This is a genomic window from Stutzerimonas stutzeri (assembly GCF_002890895.1).
Lineage (GTDB): Bacteria > Pseudomonadota > Gammaproteobacteria > Pseudomonadales > Pseudomonadaceae > Stutzerimonas > Stutzerimonas stutzeri_AB.
Genome location: NZ_POUL01000004.1, coordinates 169,767 through 184,825, shown reverse-complemented (window position 1 = coordinate 184,825; position 15,059 = coordinate 169,767). Strand labels below are relative to the sequence as shown.

Here is a 15,059-nt window from a genome sequence, read left to right as displayed (position 1 = left end):
CGACCAAGGCCTTATTAAGCTATTGAAATACATAGAATTACCGAATAAAAAAAAGGCCCAAAAGGACCTTTTGAAAACGGAGCGGCAGTTTCCCGCCACCCCGCGCAGTGCCTGGTAGCAATTAACGGAGGTTGATGATCGTCTGGGTAATCGCGCTTTCGGTTTCGATCGTCTTGGCGTTGGCCTGGTAATTACGCTGCGCCACGATCAGGTTGACCAGCTGGTCTGAGAGCTCGACGTTGGAGTCTTCCAATGCGCCGGCTTGCAGGGCACCCATGGTGCCGGACATCGGCGTGCCGACGACTGGCTCTCCCGACTCGTAGGACTGAACCCATTGCGTTTTGCCTGCGGGCGTAAGGCCCTGCACGTTGGCAAAGTTGGCCAGAATTATCTGTCCCTGCACTTTGGATTGGCCGTTGGTGTAGCGAGCGAAGATAAGACCGGTATCGTCGATTTCAAGCCCAGCCATCTCACCGGTCGTGTAACCGTCTTGCGCGACGCTGTTAACCGCAAAGGAGCTCGAGAACTGAGTGGACTTCGTAAAATCCATCACGATACCGTCCGGATTGGCTAGCGCGCCGTTTGGGGTCCACTTCGCTGGCGTGCCGCCGTCGGAGATGGCAGGGACCCAGCCGTTGTTTGCACCCGCTGTAGCACCATTAAGCGTAACTTTCTTGTCAGCACCGATCGTAAACAAGGCTGGCGTAGCCCCAGTAGCATCCGCAATCTGCGATAAGCCACCAGCTGGATCGAAAGTAAGATTCATAACATAAGGGTTGGTCGCCGCCGGGTCTGCGGGATTCCGCCCATCGATTAGGATTTTCATATCCCATTTGTTCGCATCTGTCTTGACGAAATACTGCGTCATGACATGGGAGTTGCCTTGAGAGTCAAAGACGTTCAAGGATGTCGAGCTGTTATACGTGGTAGGGTCAACTGGATTAAAAGTACCGCTAGCAGCGCTTGCTGCGCCAGACGCGACAGAGGCGATCGCAGTAGAGTCATCTAAAACAGCGCTATCAGCAGCAGTCATTGCTGCGCTAATAGATGATCTAATTGCCGCATTGTAACCGGCCGCATTTATCAGGTTTCCGCTGCCGTCCTCAAACTGGGTACGGTCCGGAGCACTATAAACGCTCTTCAATTTCGTCAAGTAGAAGTCAGAAGCTCCAGTCGTTGCAGCTAACAAATCGTCTTGCCAGCTGACCGGATCTGGCAAAGCAGTTATCTCATCACTAGTCAACGCCATACTACCCGTCTGAGACCGCAGAGCAGACAACGCCTCTCCATCGAAAGTTGCTTGCCACGTTGCCGGAGGTTTAAGCGTGGAATTTAAGTTAAATGCCGTATCAATTCTACTACTAGCTTTCGGCGCCTGATTGGCCGTTTGGATTTGCAAGTCGCCCACGACTCCGTTCTGCAGATTTCCATTCTTATCTACAGGAAATCCCTGCAGCTTATAGCCGAAGTTATCAACCAAAGCTCCTTCCCGATCCGTACCAAAATAACCTGCTCGCGTATAACTCAACGCACCGTTATTACTGACCTGAAAAAAACCATTGCCATTGATCGCAAGGTCTAACGCATTCTGGGTGTAGTTGATGTTTCCCTGATTGAATTGCTGGGAAATGTTCGAAAGCAAGACACCACTACCGACCGGGTTTTTACCGGTCCCCATCACCGACGCCGCGTACACGTCAGAAAACTCCGCCCGAGACTGTTTGAAGCCCGCAGTCCCAGCGTTGGCGATGTTGTTACCCGTGACATTGAGGTCTTTGCTGGCGGCACGCATGCCGCTGAGGCCGATATTGAACGACATGAATTGCTCCTGTTACCGGACGCGCCGGCAGTTACTGACCGATAACCTGGACTTGAGACAGCCCAATGCTGCCGACACCGGCTAGATTGAGCTGAAGCTCACCACCGTTTTGCCCAAGCGTGACGCTGTCAACGTTGGCAGGAAGCAGGGTATACAAGCCCTTCGTCTCGCCTTGATAAGTGGCTTGCGCCTCGAACCGATAAGTACCCGGCGGCAAGGTTTTGCCGCTCGAGTCCTTGCCATCCCACATGAATGAGACGTTGCCAGCTTGCTGCTGACCCATGTTGATTCGATTGACCACCGTGCCCGCGCTGTCGTAAACGTTGACCGCCACGTTGCTGCTGGTTGTGGGGAGAACAATGCTGGCCTTGAAGGTTTCGCTGGTATCTACGACTGCTTTGTCGGTCGGCACGATGACTTTGCGGCCGACCAGCGAGGAGGCTTGCAGCGCCTGGGATGAATGATAGCCGGACAGCATGGTTTCCATGCTTGAGTTCAGTTTTTCGACACCTTCAACGGTGCTGAACTGCGCGAGCTGGGCAATGAACTCGCCGTTTTCCTGTGGCTCCAGCGGGTTCTGGTTGTTCAGCTGGGTCACCAGCAGCTCCAGAAACTCATTCTTGCCAAGGTCGTTGCTTTTAACTTCGCGATCTTTGATCTGGTATTGGTCCAGTACCGAGCCGGTACCGCCGACGCCGCCTGTCGTGCTCATGGCAATCTCTCGTTAGGGTTACTGGCCCAGGGTCAGAACTTTCTGCAGCATGGTTTTGGCTGTATTCATCAATTCGGCATTGGTCTGGAACGAACGACTGGCAGAAATCATGTCGGCCATTTCTTCCACCACATTGACGTTTGGGTAGTACACGTAGCCCTCGGTGTTCGCCGCAGGATGGTTGGGCTCATAGCGAGCTTGCAGCTCGCTCTGGTCTTCCACGACACCAAGTACCTGAACGCCTGCGCCCGCCTGATCCTGTTCGGCGAACAACGACTCGTTCGGTGAACCGTTAGCCTGTTGCAGCATGGTCGCGAACACCGGGTGACGTGCACGGTAGGTTTGGTCAACGCTGGATGAAACTGTTTCGGCGTTGGCGATGTTGCTGGAAATGGTGTTCAGGCGAGTGCTTTGGGCACTCATGCCGCTGCCGGCGATGTTAAAAACGCTGCTGAGGGACATGATTTTCGCTCCTTTTATTCGCCGCGAAGGGCGCTCATCAGCCCCCGGAACTTACTGTTGAGCAAGGTAAAACTCGCCTGGAAGTCGATGGCATTCTCGGCGTAAGCCGCCTGTTCAACCTGAGCATCTACGGTGTTCTGATCGAGCGACGCATGCGCAGGGGTGCGGAAGCGCAAGCCAGGATCGGCAATTTCCATCCCTTCGGCAGCGATATGTTTGCTGCTGGTCACGGCCACGCCGAATCCGCCCTGATTCTTGCTGTTCTGCGCAGCAAGAACCGAGCTGAAATCCAGATCACGCGCCTTGTAATTGGGGGTGTCAGCGTTGGCAATGTTGTTGGCCAGCACTTCGGCGCGCTGAGCGCGAAAGCCGAGTGCCTTCTCGTGGATGCCAAGTGCCTTGTCGAAACTGATGCTCATGATCTGGCCCTCTGCCGGATACAAGTCTGCTTAGCAAACCACCAGCAAAGCTCATGCCATTTTGTCAAATAGCTGATCTATAAGGATTTTTTTTAGAAAGGCTTGGGTTGCGCGTCAAAAGCGGCAAAGCGTGACCATGCTTTTGCCGCTTAGTAAGCCCGAAGCGACAGATTCCTGCCGCTAGTCCGGCAAACATTAAGGCTACTTGGCCTTATAGATAATGCCCGGGCTGCACTGGACCATCTGATACAGCTCGGGAAGGCCGTTCAGCGCTTCGGATGCTCCCAGAAACAGGTATCCGCCTGGCTTCAGCGTTGCGTGAATCCGCTTGAGGATGTCTTTCTTAACATCGGCGGAGAAATAAATAAGGACGTTGCGGCAGAACACCACGTCGAACTTGCCGAGCACCGCATAGCTGTCGAGCAGGTTTTGCACACGAAATTCGACGCGACTGCGGACTGCCGGCTTGACTATCCAACGGCCCGGGCTTTTCACATCGAAATAACGCTGCAGACGCTCGCTAGACAACCCGCGAGCAATGGCGAGACTGTCGTATTCGGCCGCTTTGGATGCCGCAAGCATGGCCCCGGACAATTCAGTGGCCACTATCTGTATGGCCGTTTTCGGCTGGCTAGGGCTGCTGCGTTCGTACTCATCGATGGTCATCGAAAGCGAGTAAGGCTCCTGCCCCGACGAACAAGCGGCAGACCAGATACGCAAGCGCTGACCCGGGGAGCCTTTCAACAGATCAGGCAGAACCCGGCTCCGCAACACCTCGAACGGATAGGTATCTCGAAACCAGAGCGTTTCATTGGTCGTCATCGCATCCACGACCTGCTCGCGCAGGCCGCTTCGCGGCTGAGCCTGGATCTTCCTGACCAAGTCACCGAGGCTCTTGAGGCCCTGCTGCTCCATCAGCTTGTTTAACCGGCTCGAAACCAGGTACTGCTTGTTGGTACCCAGCAGGATGCCGCAGGTCTTCTCGAGAAAAACACGAAACTGATCGAAATCGGGATCAACAGACACTAATACTGCCCACCAGTCGAATTGAGAGGACGAGGCCTCATTTCTTATCCGTTGTCCGGATCCGCTCTATGACCCGATTGGCCAGATCGTCCGCCTGAAACTTGGCAAGAAAATCGTCCGCACCGACCCGCTTGACCATGCTCTGGTTGAACACCCCGGAAAGCGAAGTATGCAGGAGAATGTGCATGTCGCGCATTGCGGGATCCTGACGCACTTCGGTCGTCAGTGTATAGCCATCCATTTCTGGCATTTCGATATCGGAAATCATCATCACGAACTCGTCAGACGGCTTCTTGCCTTCCGCCACCAGCTTTCGCAAATAAGTCAGCGCCTGCCTTCCGTCGTTGTGCGCAACGACTTCGATCCCCAGATTCTGTAGACAACGCATGATCTGCTTTCGCGCGACAGACGAGTCGTCGACAATCAACACTCGACTGGTGGACGCCTTATTACTGGTCGCCTCATCTGCAATGCTGACCGAGAGCACCTCTGACACTGGCGCCACTTCGGCTAGCACTTTTTCAACGTCGATAATCTCGACCATCTGCTGATCCACATGGGTCACTGCAGTCAAATAATGGTCGTGCCCCACGCCTTTAGGCGGGGGAAGGATATCTTCCCAATTCATGTTGACTATCCGCTCCACCGAGCGGACAAGGAAACCGAGCACCTTCGTGTTGTACTCAACGATGATGGCAAAGCTGTTTGGCAAGTCCTGTAATACGGGTTTGCCAGTGGCAGCGGATAGATCAAGGATGGAAAGCGTACTTCCCCGAATGTTCGCCACCCCTCTGACAACAGGGCTCGACCGAGGCATGACCGTAAGCCGCGGGCACTGCAGCACCTCTTTGACCTTGAATACGTTGATGCCATAGAGCTGCTTGTCGTCCAGTCTGAACAACAGCAGCTCCAAACGGTTCTGCCCCACTAGCTGGGTACGCTGGTTAACCGAATCCAATACACCGGCCATGCCAGTTTCCTCTTGTATGTGAGATGGGTAGGCAGACATCTGTAGCTCAGACAATCTGGCGCGCAGTGCCCTGATTTGAGTTGCTGACCCGCCTTGCCTGCCTCGGCCATTAGTTACCGGCAAACGGCATGCCCCTTGCTTCGAGCAAGCCATGAACAGACAGACGACTTTTTTCCGGCATCCATGCAAGGCGCTTTGCCAACTGGGCCTGTTGGCAACTTTATGCCTGCTGAACCAGCTGGCTGTTTCAGCGAGCTTCACGCGCCCCGAACAGCTTATCGACGCGACCCGCGCTTTTCTTGAGCGTGAAGTCACTGACTATTTACAGAGTAGCCAAATCAAAGCACGCCATGAAATTGAACTGAACAGGCTTGACCCGCGCCTGCGCCTGGCGGCTTGCGATCAAGCATTGACGACCAGACTCGAAAGCCCGGCACAACCCGTTGGTCGCACTACCGTGCGGGTTAGCTGCGAAGGCACGTCACCCTGGTCCGTTTTCGTCCCTGCTCAGGTGCATTTGTTCCGCGAAGTGATCGTAGCCAGACGGCCCTTGGCCCGCGAAAGCGTCGTCGAGCTCGCTGATGTCGCCCTTGCCGAGCGCGACGTCGGCTTGTTGACCCAGGGCTATCTGACATCGTTCGATCAAGTGCTGGGCAATAAAATCACCCGCAGCGCCCTACCCGATCAGGTATTACCACCAACTTACTTATCCGCGGCTGAAATAGTCCGAAAGGGTGATCAGGTGGTAATCAGCGCGAAAAACTCTACGATAAATGTAAGAATGCCAGGTGAGGCCCTTTCCAATGGCGCACTTGGCAGTCAGATCCGAGTCAAAAACCAACGATCCGGACGAACTATCAAAGCTCGCGTCACTGGCCCCGGGCAGGTTGAAGTGGCGATGTGAGGACGAGGCGCTGCGGCGTCAGGTCTTAGCATGAAAAAAGACTAAAGTTTCATGAGGATTTGCCGAAAAGCAGGCAAGCGTCCTGACTTATTCGAGGTTTCGATCATGGTTATCGATTTCAACCGGCCTAACAGCGCCGTCAATTCTTCAAGCAATGCGCGGAGCAACAGCGTCCAAAACACAGAGCGACCAACCGCGCAGCAGGCTCCTGCTGACGAAGTGAAGACCACCGGTAACAGCTCCGTATCGGGAGAAAGCGTTCAGCTGAGCCCCGAAGCCCAGCGTCTTCAGCAGACAACCGAAAAGCTGAGTCAGCAGCCCGCTGTTGATCAGGAGCGTGTCGCCCAGATCAAACAAGCAATCGCCGATGGCAGCTATCAAGTCGACAGCCAGCGAGTAGCTTCGAAGCTGCTGTCATTCGAAAGCCAGCGCTGAGCTGGGCATCAATGCGAGCAGGCGTGAGTGCAACAGAGGCCACTATGCTAGATTCCGAATTGCTCCAGCAGCTGACTGACGATATCGGCACCGCCCGAACACTACTCGAGCTCACCGATGCAGAATACCTGGCACTCGCTGAGCGAAATCTCGCGGGATTGGAGCAGCTGCTCACGCAAAAGCAAGCACTGTTAGCACTTCTGGGCCAGCACGGCACCCTACGGAGCCAGGCATTGGCTAAGGCGCAGCTAAGCGCCGACCGGAATGGCCTGGCGATGCTTGCCGCAGGCTCGGCAATAGGCGATGAGATCCTTATCCAGGCGGAACAGCTGGAGGACATTCTCGAAGACTGCCGCAAAGCCAATGAACGCAACGGCAAACTTATCCGCGCCAACCAGAGCGCAGTAGGCACCATGCTGCAGGTCTTGCAGGGAACCACAACGACCCCAGATCTATACGATCGCCACGGAAGCGCCGCCAAAAGCACTCATCATCGCCCGCTCAGCCAGGCCTGAACCATCCGCAGCACAACAACATCATAGTGCTATCATGCGGCTGACGTCGTTACATGCCGGAGAGCAACGCCAAGTGTCTAGTCCTTTCGCTGAGGGTGAAGGCCCTCAGCCTCCTCAGATACTCAAGACTCCAGTCGAAGTTCAGGCGAATCTACGCCCCCTGCTGGACAACCATATCCCTCTGCAGCTTCGCTTTGCCGAGCGCACGCTGCGGTATCAAACCTACCTGGTTGAGATAAACCGTGAAAAGGGCTGGCTAGCATTAGACGAGCTGATACCTAGTGATGGCGAGCGGCTGATGGCATCAGGAGAAGCTTTCCAAATTGAAGGCTTTTATGAAGGCGTGCGGATTGCCTGGAACAATCCACACCCAGCACATATCGGCGAACTGGACGATGCGCGCTGCTATTGGGTTCCTCTGCCCGACGAGATTCTCTACCACCAGCGGCGGAACGCCTATCGCGCCACGTTGAGCGGGCAGACCATCGCTGCCGAACTGAGCGGCAAGATGGTCAAGAAGCATCTCGCAGGCAAGGTGCTGGACATGTCAGCTACGGGTTGCAAGCTGAGCTTTCCAGGCAACCTGCAAACAAACCTCCAGTCAGGGCAGGTATATGATCAGCTCCGTTTGGAGTTGCCGTTTGGCGTTGTGACAACTGCAGCCGAGCTAAGGCACGTGGTGTTTGACGAGAAACTTGATCTGACATTTTGCGGAATGCGCTTTTACCGCATCAGTGGCCTGACGCAACGGCAGGTCGAACGATTCGTCTATCAACTACAGCGCGAAGCCCGACGCGACCAGGTCACCGACCGATTTAGCTGATACTGCTGAGACCACGGCCTATAGCTCTTATCGAAGCTGCAGCCGGCCTCCCTACCGGATCCAGCACAGCCAGATCCCCAGCCAGTGGGCCGACTCGTCAGCTCGCGGTTAACTATGACGGTTAGCCACTTCGAGCACACAATAAGTCGACGCTTTCCAAGCAAGCGACCCCTCCCACGGCGACAACCCCATAGAGCTTGAGATCCGCTCAGCAGACCTCGGGCGCAGACTTCTCTGCTAGATCACACCGCGACCGCAAAGGCAGGCGTCACAGTTGCACTGCTGGCTGGATATGATCGCTGAATATCCACGCTGCGCAACAACGGCTGAGCTGTCCGCTACGGACTGCATCATCGCCACCAGACCAGCCGCTGAAACAGCGTACGAAGCTATCGGCGGCGCCTGTGATGGGGGCTATCCCTTGCAGCTCCCGCTACTTGTCAGCAACGTATTAATTCGCCGCTGCGACGAACCCCTAGGGCCGCGCAGTTTCCTTTCGAGCAGCCGGCGGATTGGCATTCAGCGCCAGCCAGGCGCATCCGGGCATAGTTTGGAATGAGGAAGGCGGGAATAGTGTCATTCAAGACAGCGACAAGCAGCGAGACAGACAAAGCAAAGGCTGCAGAAATTGCCAGAAGCTTCGACGGACAAAACGCTCTGATATGTGGCGTCCCAGGCGAGGTTCGAACTCACAACCTTCCCCTTAGGAGGGGGATGCTCTATCCAATTGAGCTACTGGGACACGCGGGCGGCAGCATGTTAGCGAGCCTTGGCGCATTTGTCATGCTCGCCCATGATGCATCAGACAACTACATGCACACCGAACTGAAGCAGCACATCGCTCGCCTTGCAATTTGCATGACCTTGACTCAAGCAATCTTGCAAAGCGCATTGCGCATCTTCGATATTCATCGGCATGTATTTGATTTACAAAGGTTTTATTTCCGAACGCCATTGGCATGGGAGGTGCTTAATTACCTGAACGTTAAGTGAAGGAGACGCCAATGCTACGCCCAGCCTACTTACTCAGCACTGCCGTCTTGGCCGCTGCCGCGATCCCGCTTCTCGAGAACTTCCCAGATGCGGAGCCAATGCAGACGCTGTCGAATACCTCCCAGGCGACCACTCCAAGACTTTCGGTGCCTGCGAGCACCATCAGCGGCAACGCGCTGATCAAACCTACTCAAGCACAACGCTGGGTCTTTTAAACGTAGATTGCTGCACGCGGTTCTATAGGAGATTAAGAGTGTCGATTTATGGATATCTATTCTTTGTGCTCGGCGTGCTGTGCGGTGCGCTTAGTATCGGCTCTACGCTTCCGAACTTCTGGGATACGCTCGTCACAACCGGTTCGGTGGTCTTCGCAGTGCTGTTTGCGATTACGCTACTGGTAGGCCGACGCTTCAAGTTCGATCCAGTGCTGCGCTAGCGGTCGATTATGCGGACGAGACAAGCGCTGGATCACATAAAGGCCATTAGCCACCACAATCGGCTTTACTCCTTTTTTGTACGCCGTATAATTGGCGTCATTAAGTTGTCCGGCAACTTTTTCGCAGGTCGCGGAACAGCATGTGCTGTTTGGTGTCAGACCGGTGACTAGAACGGCAATAAGCCACCATCGCCCACCTGACTATCCGGTTTAATATGCGCCCAATGAAGCAGGCAGTTTACTCCAGCCGCACGGCTGACAAATTCGTGGTTCGCCTCCCAGACGGCATGCGAGAGCGTATCGCAGAGGTTGCGCGAAACCATCATCGCAGCATGAATTCGGAGATCATTGCGCGGCTGGAGCAAAGCCTTCTGCAGGAAGGTGCGCTTGACGATGATTCAGCAATGCGGCTGGACAGCCCAGAGCTAACGCTGCATGAGCGCGAGTTGCTTCAGCGTTTTCGCCAACTGGCCCACCGCCAGCAAAACGCCTTGATCGCACTCATAGCGCAAGATGCCGAAGCTGCAAAAGAAGAAGATTGATCCGCTCAGTACTAATGAGCAGCGTAAAGTAATTGCCCTGACAGCAGTCAGGGCAATTGCTTTTGGCAAAATCTTACTGCCCAGCTAGGCAATACTTTGGGCTTATGCGGGACATGAAAACGCAAGATGCCTGCGCTTTCAGCGCAGGCATCCTTCAGTTCTCGCTGCCCGTAGCCACACATCAACCGAAGCGCTAGCCAACAAAGCTGAGCAGAATTCCCGCGGCGACCGCTGAGCCAATGACCCCCGCTACGTTCGGCCCCATGGCATGCATGAGCAAGAAGTTCTGCGGGTTCGCTTCTAGCCCCACCTTATTCGACACTCGCGCCGCCATTGGCACCGCCGACACACCTGCCGATCCAATCAGCGGATTGATCTTGTTTGTGCTGAAGATATTCATAACCTTCGCCATAAGCACACCCGCCGCCGTACCGCCACAGAAGGCAACCATACCAAGCAGTAGGATCCCAAGGGTCTTCATCTGCAGGAAGGCTTCGGCGGACAGCTTGGAGCCGACAGTTAGCCCCAGCGCAATGGTCACGATGTTGATCAGCGCATTACGTGAAGTGTCGGCCAGACGATCCACGACCCCACATTCGCGCAACAGGTTACCGAACGCGAACATCCCCACCAGCGGCGCGGCATCCGGCAATAGCAAACCAACCATAAGAGCAAGCATGAGCGGAAAGACGATCTTTTCTGTCTGACCGACATGGCGCAGCTGCGTCATGACAATGGCGCGCTCCTCCTTCGTCGTCAGTGCACGCATGATGGGCGGCTGAATCAACGGCACCAGCGCCATGTAAGAGTAGGCTGCGACAGCGATGGGCCCCAGCAGATGCGGCGCGAGCTTTGCCGTTACGAAAATCGAGGTCGGGCCGTCTGCACCGCCGATAATTGCAATCGAAGCAGCCTCGCGCAGGGTGAACTCCATGCCCGGAACCCCCATTGCGGCCAGCGACAAAGCGCCAAGCAAGGTGGCGAAAATACCGAACTGCGCCGCTGCGCCAAGAAGCAACGTCTTCGGATTCGCCAGCATTGGCCCGAAGTCGGTCATCGCACCGACGCCCATGAAGATCAATAGCGGGAACACACTGGTCGGCAAACCAACTTCGTAGAAAAGATGGAGGATCCCTGCCCCCTCGGCCATGTTGGCGACGGGAATATTGGCTAGCACCCCTCCAAATCCGATAGGGATTAGCAGCAAGGGCTCGAACCCCTTGCGAATCGCAAGATAGATCAGTCCCAGGCACACCACGATCATCAGCAGCTGACCAGGCTCAATGTGATAGAGACCTGTGCTGTGCCAAAGCTTGAGCAACTTATCCATTCAGTGCTCCTTAAGCGATGGTCAGCAGGCTATCGCCCACCGACACCGCGTCGCCGACCTTAACGCTCACACCTGAGACGGTGCCGGCTTTGAACGCACGGATTTCAGTCTCCATTTTCATGGCCTCGAGGATGATCACCAGGTCCCCCTCCTGAACGAGCTGACCGGGCTGCACGAGGACCTTGAAGATGTTGCCAGCCAACGGAGCCGGCTGAGGCTCGCCTGCACCGGAGACCGGTGCGCTAGTAGCTGTTTGCGGGACGCCTGCCCCACCGCCGACCGCCTTGATCCCCTCGATATCGCCACCCTCGTTGACCTGGACGACGAACGACTTACCGTTAACTTCGACCGTGTAAGTTTCAGGCACGCCTGCTGCGCGCGGCGCCTGTTCCTTGCCAGTCGGCACCGGCTCGAAAGCAGAGGCGTTGCCCCGGTTTTCAAGAAACTTGAGGCCTATCTGAGGAAACAATGCATAAGTGAGGACGTCATCAATCTCGTTCGAAGCAAGCTTGATGCCTTTCTCCTGGGCCAGTCCTTTCAACTCCGCCGTCAGCTTTTCCATTTCCGGCTGTAGAAGATCAGCAGGGCGGCAGGTAATGACGTCAGCACCATCAAGAACGCGCCGCTGCAGTTCAGCATTGAAAGGGGCCGGTGCGGCGCCGTATTCACCCTTAAGGATGCCCGCGGTTTCCTTGGTGATGGACTTGAAACGCTCACCGGTGAGCACGTTGATGACTGCCTGGGTCCCGACGATCTGAGAAGTCGGCGTTACCAACGGAATGAACCCGAGATCTTCACGAACACGAGGAATCTCAGCGAGCACCTCATCAAACTTGTCGAGAGCTCCCTGCTCCTTCAATTGGCCTTCCATGTTGGTCAACATGCCGCCTGGCACCTGCGCCACGAGAATGCGCGAGTCGACACCCTTGAGCGTGCCTTCGAACTTTGCGTACTTCTTGCGCACCTCCCGGAAGTACGCAGCGATTTCCTCCAGCAGCAAAAGATCAAGCCCTGTGTCACGCTCGGTGCCCTGGAAAATGGCCACCACCGACTCGGTTGGCGAATGTCCATAGGTCATCGAGAGCGAGGAAATGGCTGTATCGACGTTATCAATACCTGCTTCGACAGCCTTCAGAATAGCCGCCGTAGACAGGCCCGCCGTGGCGTGACACTGCATATGAATCGGAATAGACAGACCTGCCTTCAACCGCGAGACCAGCTCGTAGGCCATATATGGCGTAAGAATGCCGGCCATGTCCTTGATCGCCACCGAGTCGGCGCCCATGTCCTCGATCTGCTTTGCCAGGTCGACCCACATTTGCAGGGTATGCACCGGGCTGGTCGTGTAGGAAATGGTGCCTTGTGCGTGCTTGCCCTGCAGCTTGACCGCTCGCAGAGCGGTTTCCAGGTTGCGCGGATCGTTCATGGCATCGAACACACGAAACACGTCAACGCCGTTGATCGCCGCGCGCTCAACAAATTTTTCGACCACGTCATCGGCGTAATGCCGATAGCCCAACAGGTTCTGGCCACGCAGCAGCATTTGCTGCCGGGTATTAGGCATCGCTTTCTTCAGTTCGCGAATGCGCTCCCAAGGGTCTTCACCAAGATAGCGAATACAGGAATCGAAGGTCGCCCCACCCCAGGATTCGACGGACCAGAAGCCAACCTGATCTAGCTTGGCGGCAATCGGCAGCATGTCTTCAAGACGAACGCGGGTGGCCAGAATGGATTGATGCGCATCACGAAGCACCACATCGGTAATGCCGAGCGGTTGTTTGACAGATGTCATGAGGGGAACTCCCTGTTCTGAATCAACCACGACGAGCGCGGTGCTGATGGATAGCGGTCTGGATTGCCGTAATGACATCGGCATCCACTTCAGCCACAGCGGGTTCGCTGGAAGCCGACTGAGCGGTGGGCGCACTGTCGAAGCGGGCGATCACAACAGACATCAGGCGAATGCAGGCAATCAACAAAACGAGGAAGACAAAAACGGAACCTAAGCCGAACAGCATAAGTTCGACGCCTTCAAGGAGGAGTTCGCTGGGGGTCATCGGGATTCCCTTTCTATCAGCGGCTCGAGCCGCCTGTTATTCGCTTCAAGTTGGGGCCTTCGCTAGTGCGAAACCTCAGAACAGTAGCCTGAACAACAGGCGCAAGGCAAACGCCAAGTCGACGCAGGAGGGGCGGGTCAGAGAAGAAAAATCGTTGCGAGCCCGAGAAATATAAAGAAACCACCACTGTCGGTTACAGCAGTGATCATGACACTGGCACCCAGCGCTGGGTCTCGCCCCATTCGCGCTAAAGTCACCGGGATCAGCACCCCCATCAAGGCCGCCAGTAGAAGATTGAGCGTCATTGCTGCAGTCATGACTACCCCCAGCGACCAGCTTCCGTATAGCCAGTAGACCACGACGCCGATAACTCCACCCCATATCAAGCCATTCAGCATCCCGACACCCGCTTCCTTACGCAGTAAGCGAGCGCTGTTACCAGTACCCATCTGATCAAGAGCCATTGCCCTCACGATCATGGTGATAGTCTGATTGCCTGAATTACCGCCTATGCCTGCGACTATCGGCATCAGCGCCGCCAATGCAACCAGCCTCTCGATTGAACCATCGAATAGACCGATGACGCGTGAAGCAACAAAGGCGGTAACGAGATTGACTGCCAGCCAGGCCCAACGGTTGCGCAGCGATTTCCACACAGAGGCGAAGATATCTTCTTCTTCGCGCAGACCCGCCATGTTGAGCACTTCGCTTTCGCTCTCCTCGCGGATCAGGTCCACCATCTCATCGATGGTCAGACGCCCGATCAGCTTGCCGCTCTTGTCCACGACCGGCGTCGATACCAAGTCGTAGCGCTCGAATGCCTGGGCCGCCTCATAAGCATCCTCATCCGGATGAAAGGTCACCGGATCACTGGCCATCACCTCAGCCACATGCCGCTCCGGATCATTGACCAGCAATCGCTTGATCGGCAGAACACCCTTGAGCACGCCGTCGTAATCGACAACGAACAACTTGTCGGTATGACCGGGCAGCTCTTTGAGCCGCCGTAGATACCGCAGCACGACTTCCAGGCTCACATCCTCTCGAATGGTGACCATCTCGAAGTCCATCAGCGCGCCGACCTGATCCTCCTCATAGGACAGCGCCGAGCGGACACGCTCACGCTGTTGCGCATCGAGCGTTTCCATCAGCTCGTGAACAACGTCTCGGGGCAATTCGGCCGCCAGGTCGGCCAGCTCGTCAGCGTCCATTTCCTTGGCCGCCGCAAGAAGCTCGTGGTCATCCATGTCGGCGATCAGCGTCTCGCGAACCGCGTCGGAGACCTCGAGCAGAATGTCGCCGTCGCGATCGGACTTGACCAGTTGCCAGACGGTCAGCCGGTCATCAAGGGGTAAGGCTTCAAGGATATGAGCGATATCCGCGGGGTGTAACGCCTCGAGCTTGCGCTGCAGCTCAACGAGGTTCTGGCGATGCACCAGATTCTCGACAGGATCCTGATGCTGCCCTTCCTGGCTCTGACGATGCGCCAGATCTTCTACGATCCTGTGGCGATGGAGCAGCTCGACGACTTGCGCCAGACGATCCTGGAGACTTTCCTGCGGCTTTTTTGCTTCTACTTCAGTCATGGCGCACTCCACCCCCAGCGGAGCGCACCA

At 55.8% G+C, this 15,059-nt stretch carries 18 protein-coding genes and 1 tRNA gene; 8 read left to right on the top strand and 11 right to left on the bottom strand.

What is annotated here, in order from left to right; all coding sequences use genetic code 11:
* Positions 1–121: 121 nt before the first annotated feature.
* The 6 genes from CXK96_RS09225 to CXK96_RS09200 all read right to left on the bottom strand — a co-directional run bounded on the left by CXK96_RS09225 (position 122) and on the right by CXK96_RS09200 (position 5,408).
* A complete protein-coding gene (locus CXK96_RS09225) occupies positions 122–1,819 on the bottom strand; it encodes a flagellar hook protein FlgE (protein WP_102836170.1) in 1,698 nt (565 codons plus the stop codon).
* A 31-nt stretch (positions 1,820–1,850) separates the two neighbouring features.
* Complete coding sequence (flgD, locus tag CXK96_RS09220; protein ID WP_102836169.1) at positions 1,851–2,531, bottom strand: flagellar hook assembly protein FlgD; 681 nt, start codon at positions 2,529–2,531, stop codon at positions 1,851–1,853.
* An 18-nt stretch (positions 2,532–2,549) separates the two neighbouring features.
* Positions 2,550–2,993, bottom strand: coding sequence for a flagellar basal body rod protein FlgC (gene flgC / locus CXK96_RS09215; protein WP_102836168.1), 444 nt, complete (start codon positions 2,991–2,993; stop codon positions 2,550–2,552).
* Positions 2,994–3,007: 14 nt separating this feature from the next.
* Positions 3,008–3,412: a flagellar basal body rod protein FlgB gene (gene flgB, locus CXK96_RS09210; protein WP_045426025.1), complete on the bottom strand. Its 405-nt coding sequence runs from the start codon at positions 3,410–3,412 to the stop codon at positions 3,008–3,010.
* A gap of 201 nt (positions 3,413–3,613) precedes the next feature.
* Entirely contained in the window at positions 3,614–4,438 is an 825-nt protein-coding gene (gene cheR, locus CXK96_RS09205; RefSeq protein WP_102836167.1) for a protein-glutamate O-methyltransferase CheR, read from the bottom strand.
* Between the two features lie 37 nt (positions 4,439–4,475).
* Entirely contained in the window at positions 4,476–5,408 is a 933-nt protein-coding gene (locus CXK96_RS09200; RefSeq protein WP_102836166.1) for a chemotaxis protein CheV, read from the bottom strand.
* 151 nt (positions 5,409–5,559) lie between these two features.
* Here CXK96_RS09200 and flgA point away from each other — a divergent pair, with 151 nt between their 5' ends.
* The 4 genes from flgA (at position 5,560) to CXK96_RS09180 (ending at position 8,085) form a co-directional block, all read left to right on the top strand.
* Positions 5,560–6,312, top strand: coding sequence for a flagellar basal body P-ring formation chaperone FlgA (gene flgA, locus CXK96_RS09195; protein WP_102836165.1), 753 nt, complete (start codon positions 5,560–5,562; stop codon positions 6,310–6,312).
* A 105-nt stretch (positions 6,313–6,417) separates the two neighbouring features.
* Positions 6,418–6,747, top strand: a complete 330-nt coding sequence (gene flgM / locus CXK96_RS09190) for a flagellar biosynthesis anti-sigma factor FlgM (RefSeq protein WP_102836164.1) — start codon at positions 6,418–6,420, stop codon at positions 6,745–6,747.
* Positions 6,748–6,791: 44 nt separating this feature from the next.
* Positions 6,792–7,262: a flagella synthesis protein FlgN gene (locus CXK96_RS09185; RefSeq protein WP_102836163.1), complete on the top strand. Its 471-nt coding sequence runs from the start codon at positions 6,792–6,794 to the stop codon at positions 7,260–7,262.
* 73 nt (positions 7,263–7,335) lie between these two features.
* The gene (locus CXK96_RS09180; RefSeq protein ID WP_102836162.1) at positions 7,336–8,085 is read left to right on the top strand and encodes a flagellar brake protein; all 750 of its coding nucleotides are present in this window, start codon (positions 7,336–7,338) and stop codon (positions 8,083–8,085) included.
* Between the two features lie 665 nt (positions 8,086–8,750).
* On the opposite strand, the gene CXK96_RS09175 is transcribed toward CXK96_RS09180, so the two are convergent.
* Positions 8,751–8,827: transfer RNA gene (locus tag CXK96_RS09175), tRNA-Arg, on the bottom strand.
* Here CXK96_RS09175 and CXK96_RS09170 point away from each other — a divergent pair.
* The 4 genes from CXK96_RS09170 to CXK96_RS09155 all read left to right on the top strand — a co-directional run bounded on the left by CXK96_RS09170 (position 8,800) and on the right by CXK96_RS09155 (position 10,056).
* A complete protein-coding gene (locus CXK96_RS09170; RefSeq protein WP_102836161.1) occupies positions 8,800–9,078 on the top strand; it encodes a hypothetical protein in 279 nt (92 codons plus the stop codon). The two genes, CXK96_RS09175 and CXK96_RS09170, sit on opposite strands and share 28 nt — an antisense overlap.
* An 11-nt stretch (positions 9,079–9,089) precedes the next feature.
* The gene (locus tag CXK96_RS09165; RefSeq protein WP_102836160.1) at positions 9,090–9,293 is read left to right on the top strand and encodes a hypothetical protein; all 204 of its coding nucleotides are present in this window, start codon (positions 9,090–9,092) and stop codon (positions 9,291–9,293) included.
* A 38-nt stretch (positions 9,294–9,331) separates the two neighbouring features.
* Positions 9,332–9,514: a PA3371 family protein gene (locus CXK96_RS09160; protein WP_102836159.1), complete on the top strand. Its 183-nt coding sequence runs from the start codon at positions 9,332–9,334 to the stop codon at positions 9,512–9,514.
* Between the two features lie 215 nt (positions 9,515–9,729).
* Complete coding sequence (locus tag CXK96_RS09155; protein ID WP_019342837.1) at positions 9,730–10,056, top strand: Arc family DNA-binding protein; 327 nt, start codon at positions 9,730–9,732, stop codon at positions 10,054–10,056.
* A 193-nt stretch (positions 10,057–10,249) separates the two neighbouring features.
* On the opposite strand, the gene CXK96_RS09150 is transcribed toward CXK96_RS09155, so the two are convergent.
* The 4 genes from CXK96_RS09150 to mgtE form a co-directional block, all read right to left on the bottom strand.
* A complete protein-coding gene (locus CXK96_RS09150; protein WP_102836158.1) occupies positions 10,250–11,386 on the bottom strand; it encodes a sodium ion-translocating decarboxylase subunit beta in 1,137 nt (378 codons plus the stop codon).
* A gap of 10 nt (positions 11,387–11,396) precedes the next feature.
* Positions 11,397–13,178, bottom strand: a complete 1,782-nt coding sequence (gene oadA, locus CXK96_RS09145; protein WP_102836157.1) for a sodium-extruding oxaloacetate decarboxylase subunit alpha — start codon at positions 13,176–13,178, stop codon at positions 11,397–11,399.
* Between the two features lie 22 nt (positions 13,179–13,200).
* Positions 13,201–13,443, bottom strand: a complete 243-nt coding sequence (locus CXK96_RS09140; RefSeq protein WP_102836156.1) for an OadG family protein — start codon at positions 13,441–13,443, stop codon at positions 13,201–13,203.
* Positions 13,444–13,580: 137 nt separating this feature from the next.
* Positions 13,581–15,029, bottom strand: a complete 1,449-nt coding sequence (mgtE, locus tag CXK96_RS09135) for a magnesium transporter (RefSeq protein WP_102836155.1) — start codon at positions 15,027–15,029, stop codon at positions 13,581–13,583.
* Positions 15,030–15,059 lie beyond the last annotated feature (30 nt).

What these genes read in the sequence shown, in the direction of transcription:
- CXK96_RS09225 (WP_102836170.1), bottom strand. Translation starts at nt 1,819, where the DNA reads ATGTCGTTCAATATCGGCCTCAGCGGCATGCGTGCCGCCAGCAAAGAC.
- flgD (WP_102836169.1), bottom strand. Translation starts at nt 2,531, where the DNA reads ATGAGCACGACAGGCGGCGTCGGCGGTACCGGCTCGGTACTGGACCAA.
- flgC (WP_102836168.1), bottom strand. Translation starts at nt 2,993, where the DNA reads ATGTCCCTCAGCAGCGTTTTTAACATCGCCGGCAGCGGCATGAGTGCC.
- flgB (WP_045426025.1), bottom strand. Translation starts at nt 3,412, where the DNA reads ATGAGCATCAGTTTCGACAAGGCACTTGGCATCCACGAGAAGGCACTC.
- CXK96_RS09200 (WP_102836166.1), bottom strand. Translation starts at nt 5,408, where the DNA reads ATGGCCGGTGTATTGGATTCGGTTAACCAGCGTACCCAGCTAGTGGGG.
- flgA (WP_102836165.1), top strand. Translation starts at nt 5,560, where the DNA reads ATGAACAGACAGACGACTTTTTTCCGGCATCCATGCAAGGCGCTTTGC.
- flgM (WP_102836164.1), top strand. Translation starts at nt 6,418, where the DNA reads ATGGTTATCGATTTCAACCGGCCTAACAGCGCCGTCAATTCTTCAAGC.
- CXK96_RS09185 (WP_102836163.1), top strand. Translation starts at nt 6,792, where the DNA reads ATGCTAGATTCCGAATTGCTCCAGCAGCTGACTGACGATATCGGCACC.
- CXK96_RS09170 (WP_102836161.1), top strand. Translation starts at nt 8,800, where the DNA reads ATGCTCTATCCAATTGAGCTACTGGGACACGCGGGCGGCAGCATGTTA.
- CXK96_RS09165 (WP_102836160.1), top strand. Translation starts at nt 9,090, where the DNA reads ATGCTACGCCCAGCCTACTTACTCAGCACTGCCGTCTTGGCCGCTGCC.
- CXK96_RS09155 (WP_019342837.1), top strand. Translation starts at nt 9,730, where the DNA reads ATGCGCCCAATGAAGCAGGCAGTTTACTCCAGCCGCACGGCTGACAAA.
- CXK96_RS09150 (WP_102836158.1), bottom strand. Translation starts at nt 11,386, where the DNA reads ATGGATAAGTTGCTCAAGCTTTGGCACAGCACAGGTCTCTATCACATT.
- oadA (WP_102836157.1), bottom strand. Translation starts at nt 13,178, where the DNA reads ATGACATCTGTCAAACAACCGCTCGGCATTACCGATGTGGTGCTTCGT.
- CXK96_RS09140 (WP_102836156.1), bottom strand. Translation starts at nt 13,443, where the DNA reads ATGACCCCCAGCGAACTCCTCCTTGAAGGCGTCGAACTTATGCTGTTC.
- mgtE (WP_102836155.1), bottom strand. Translation starts at nt 15,029, where the DNA reads ATGACTGAAGTAGAAGCAAAAAAGCCGCAGGAAAGTCTCCAGGATCGT.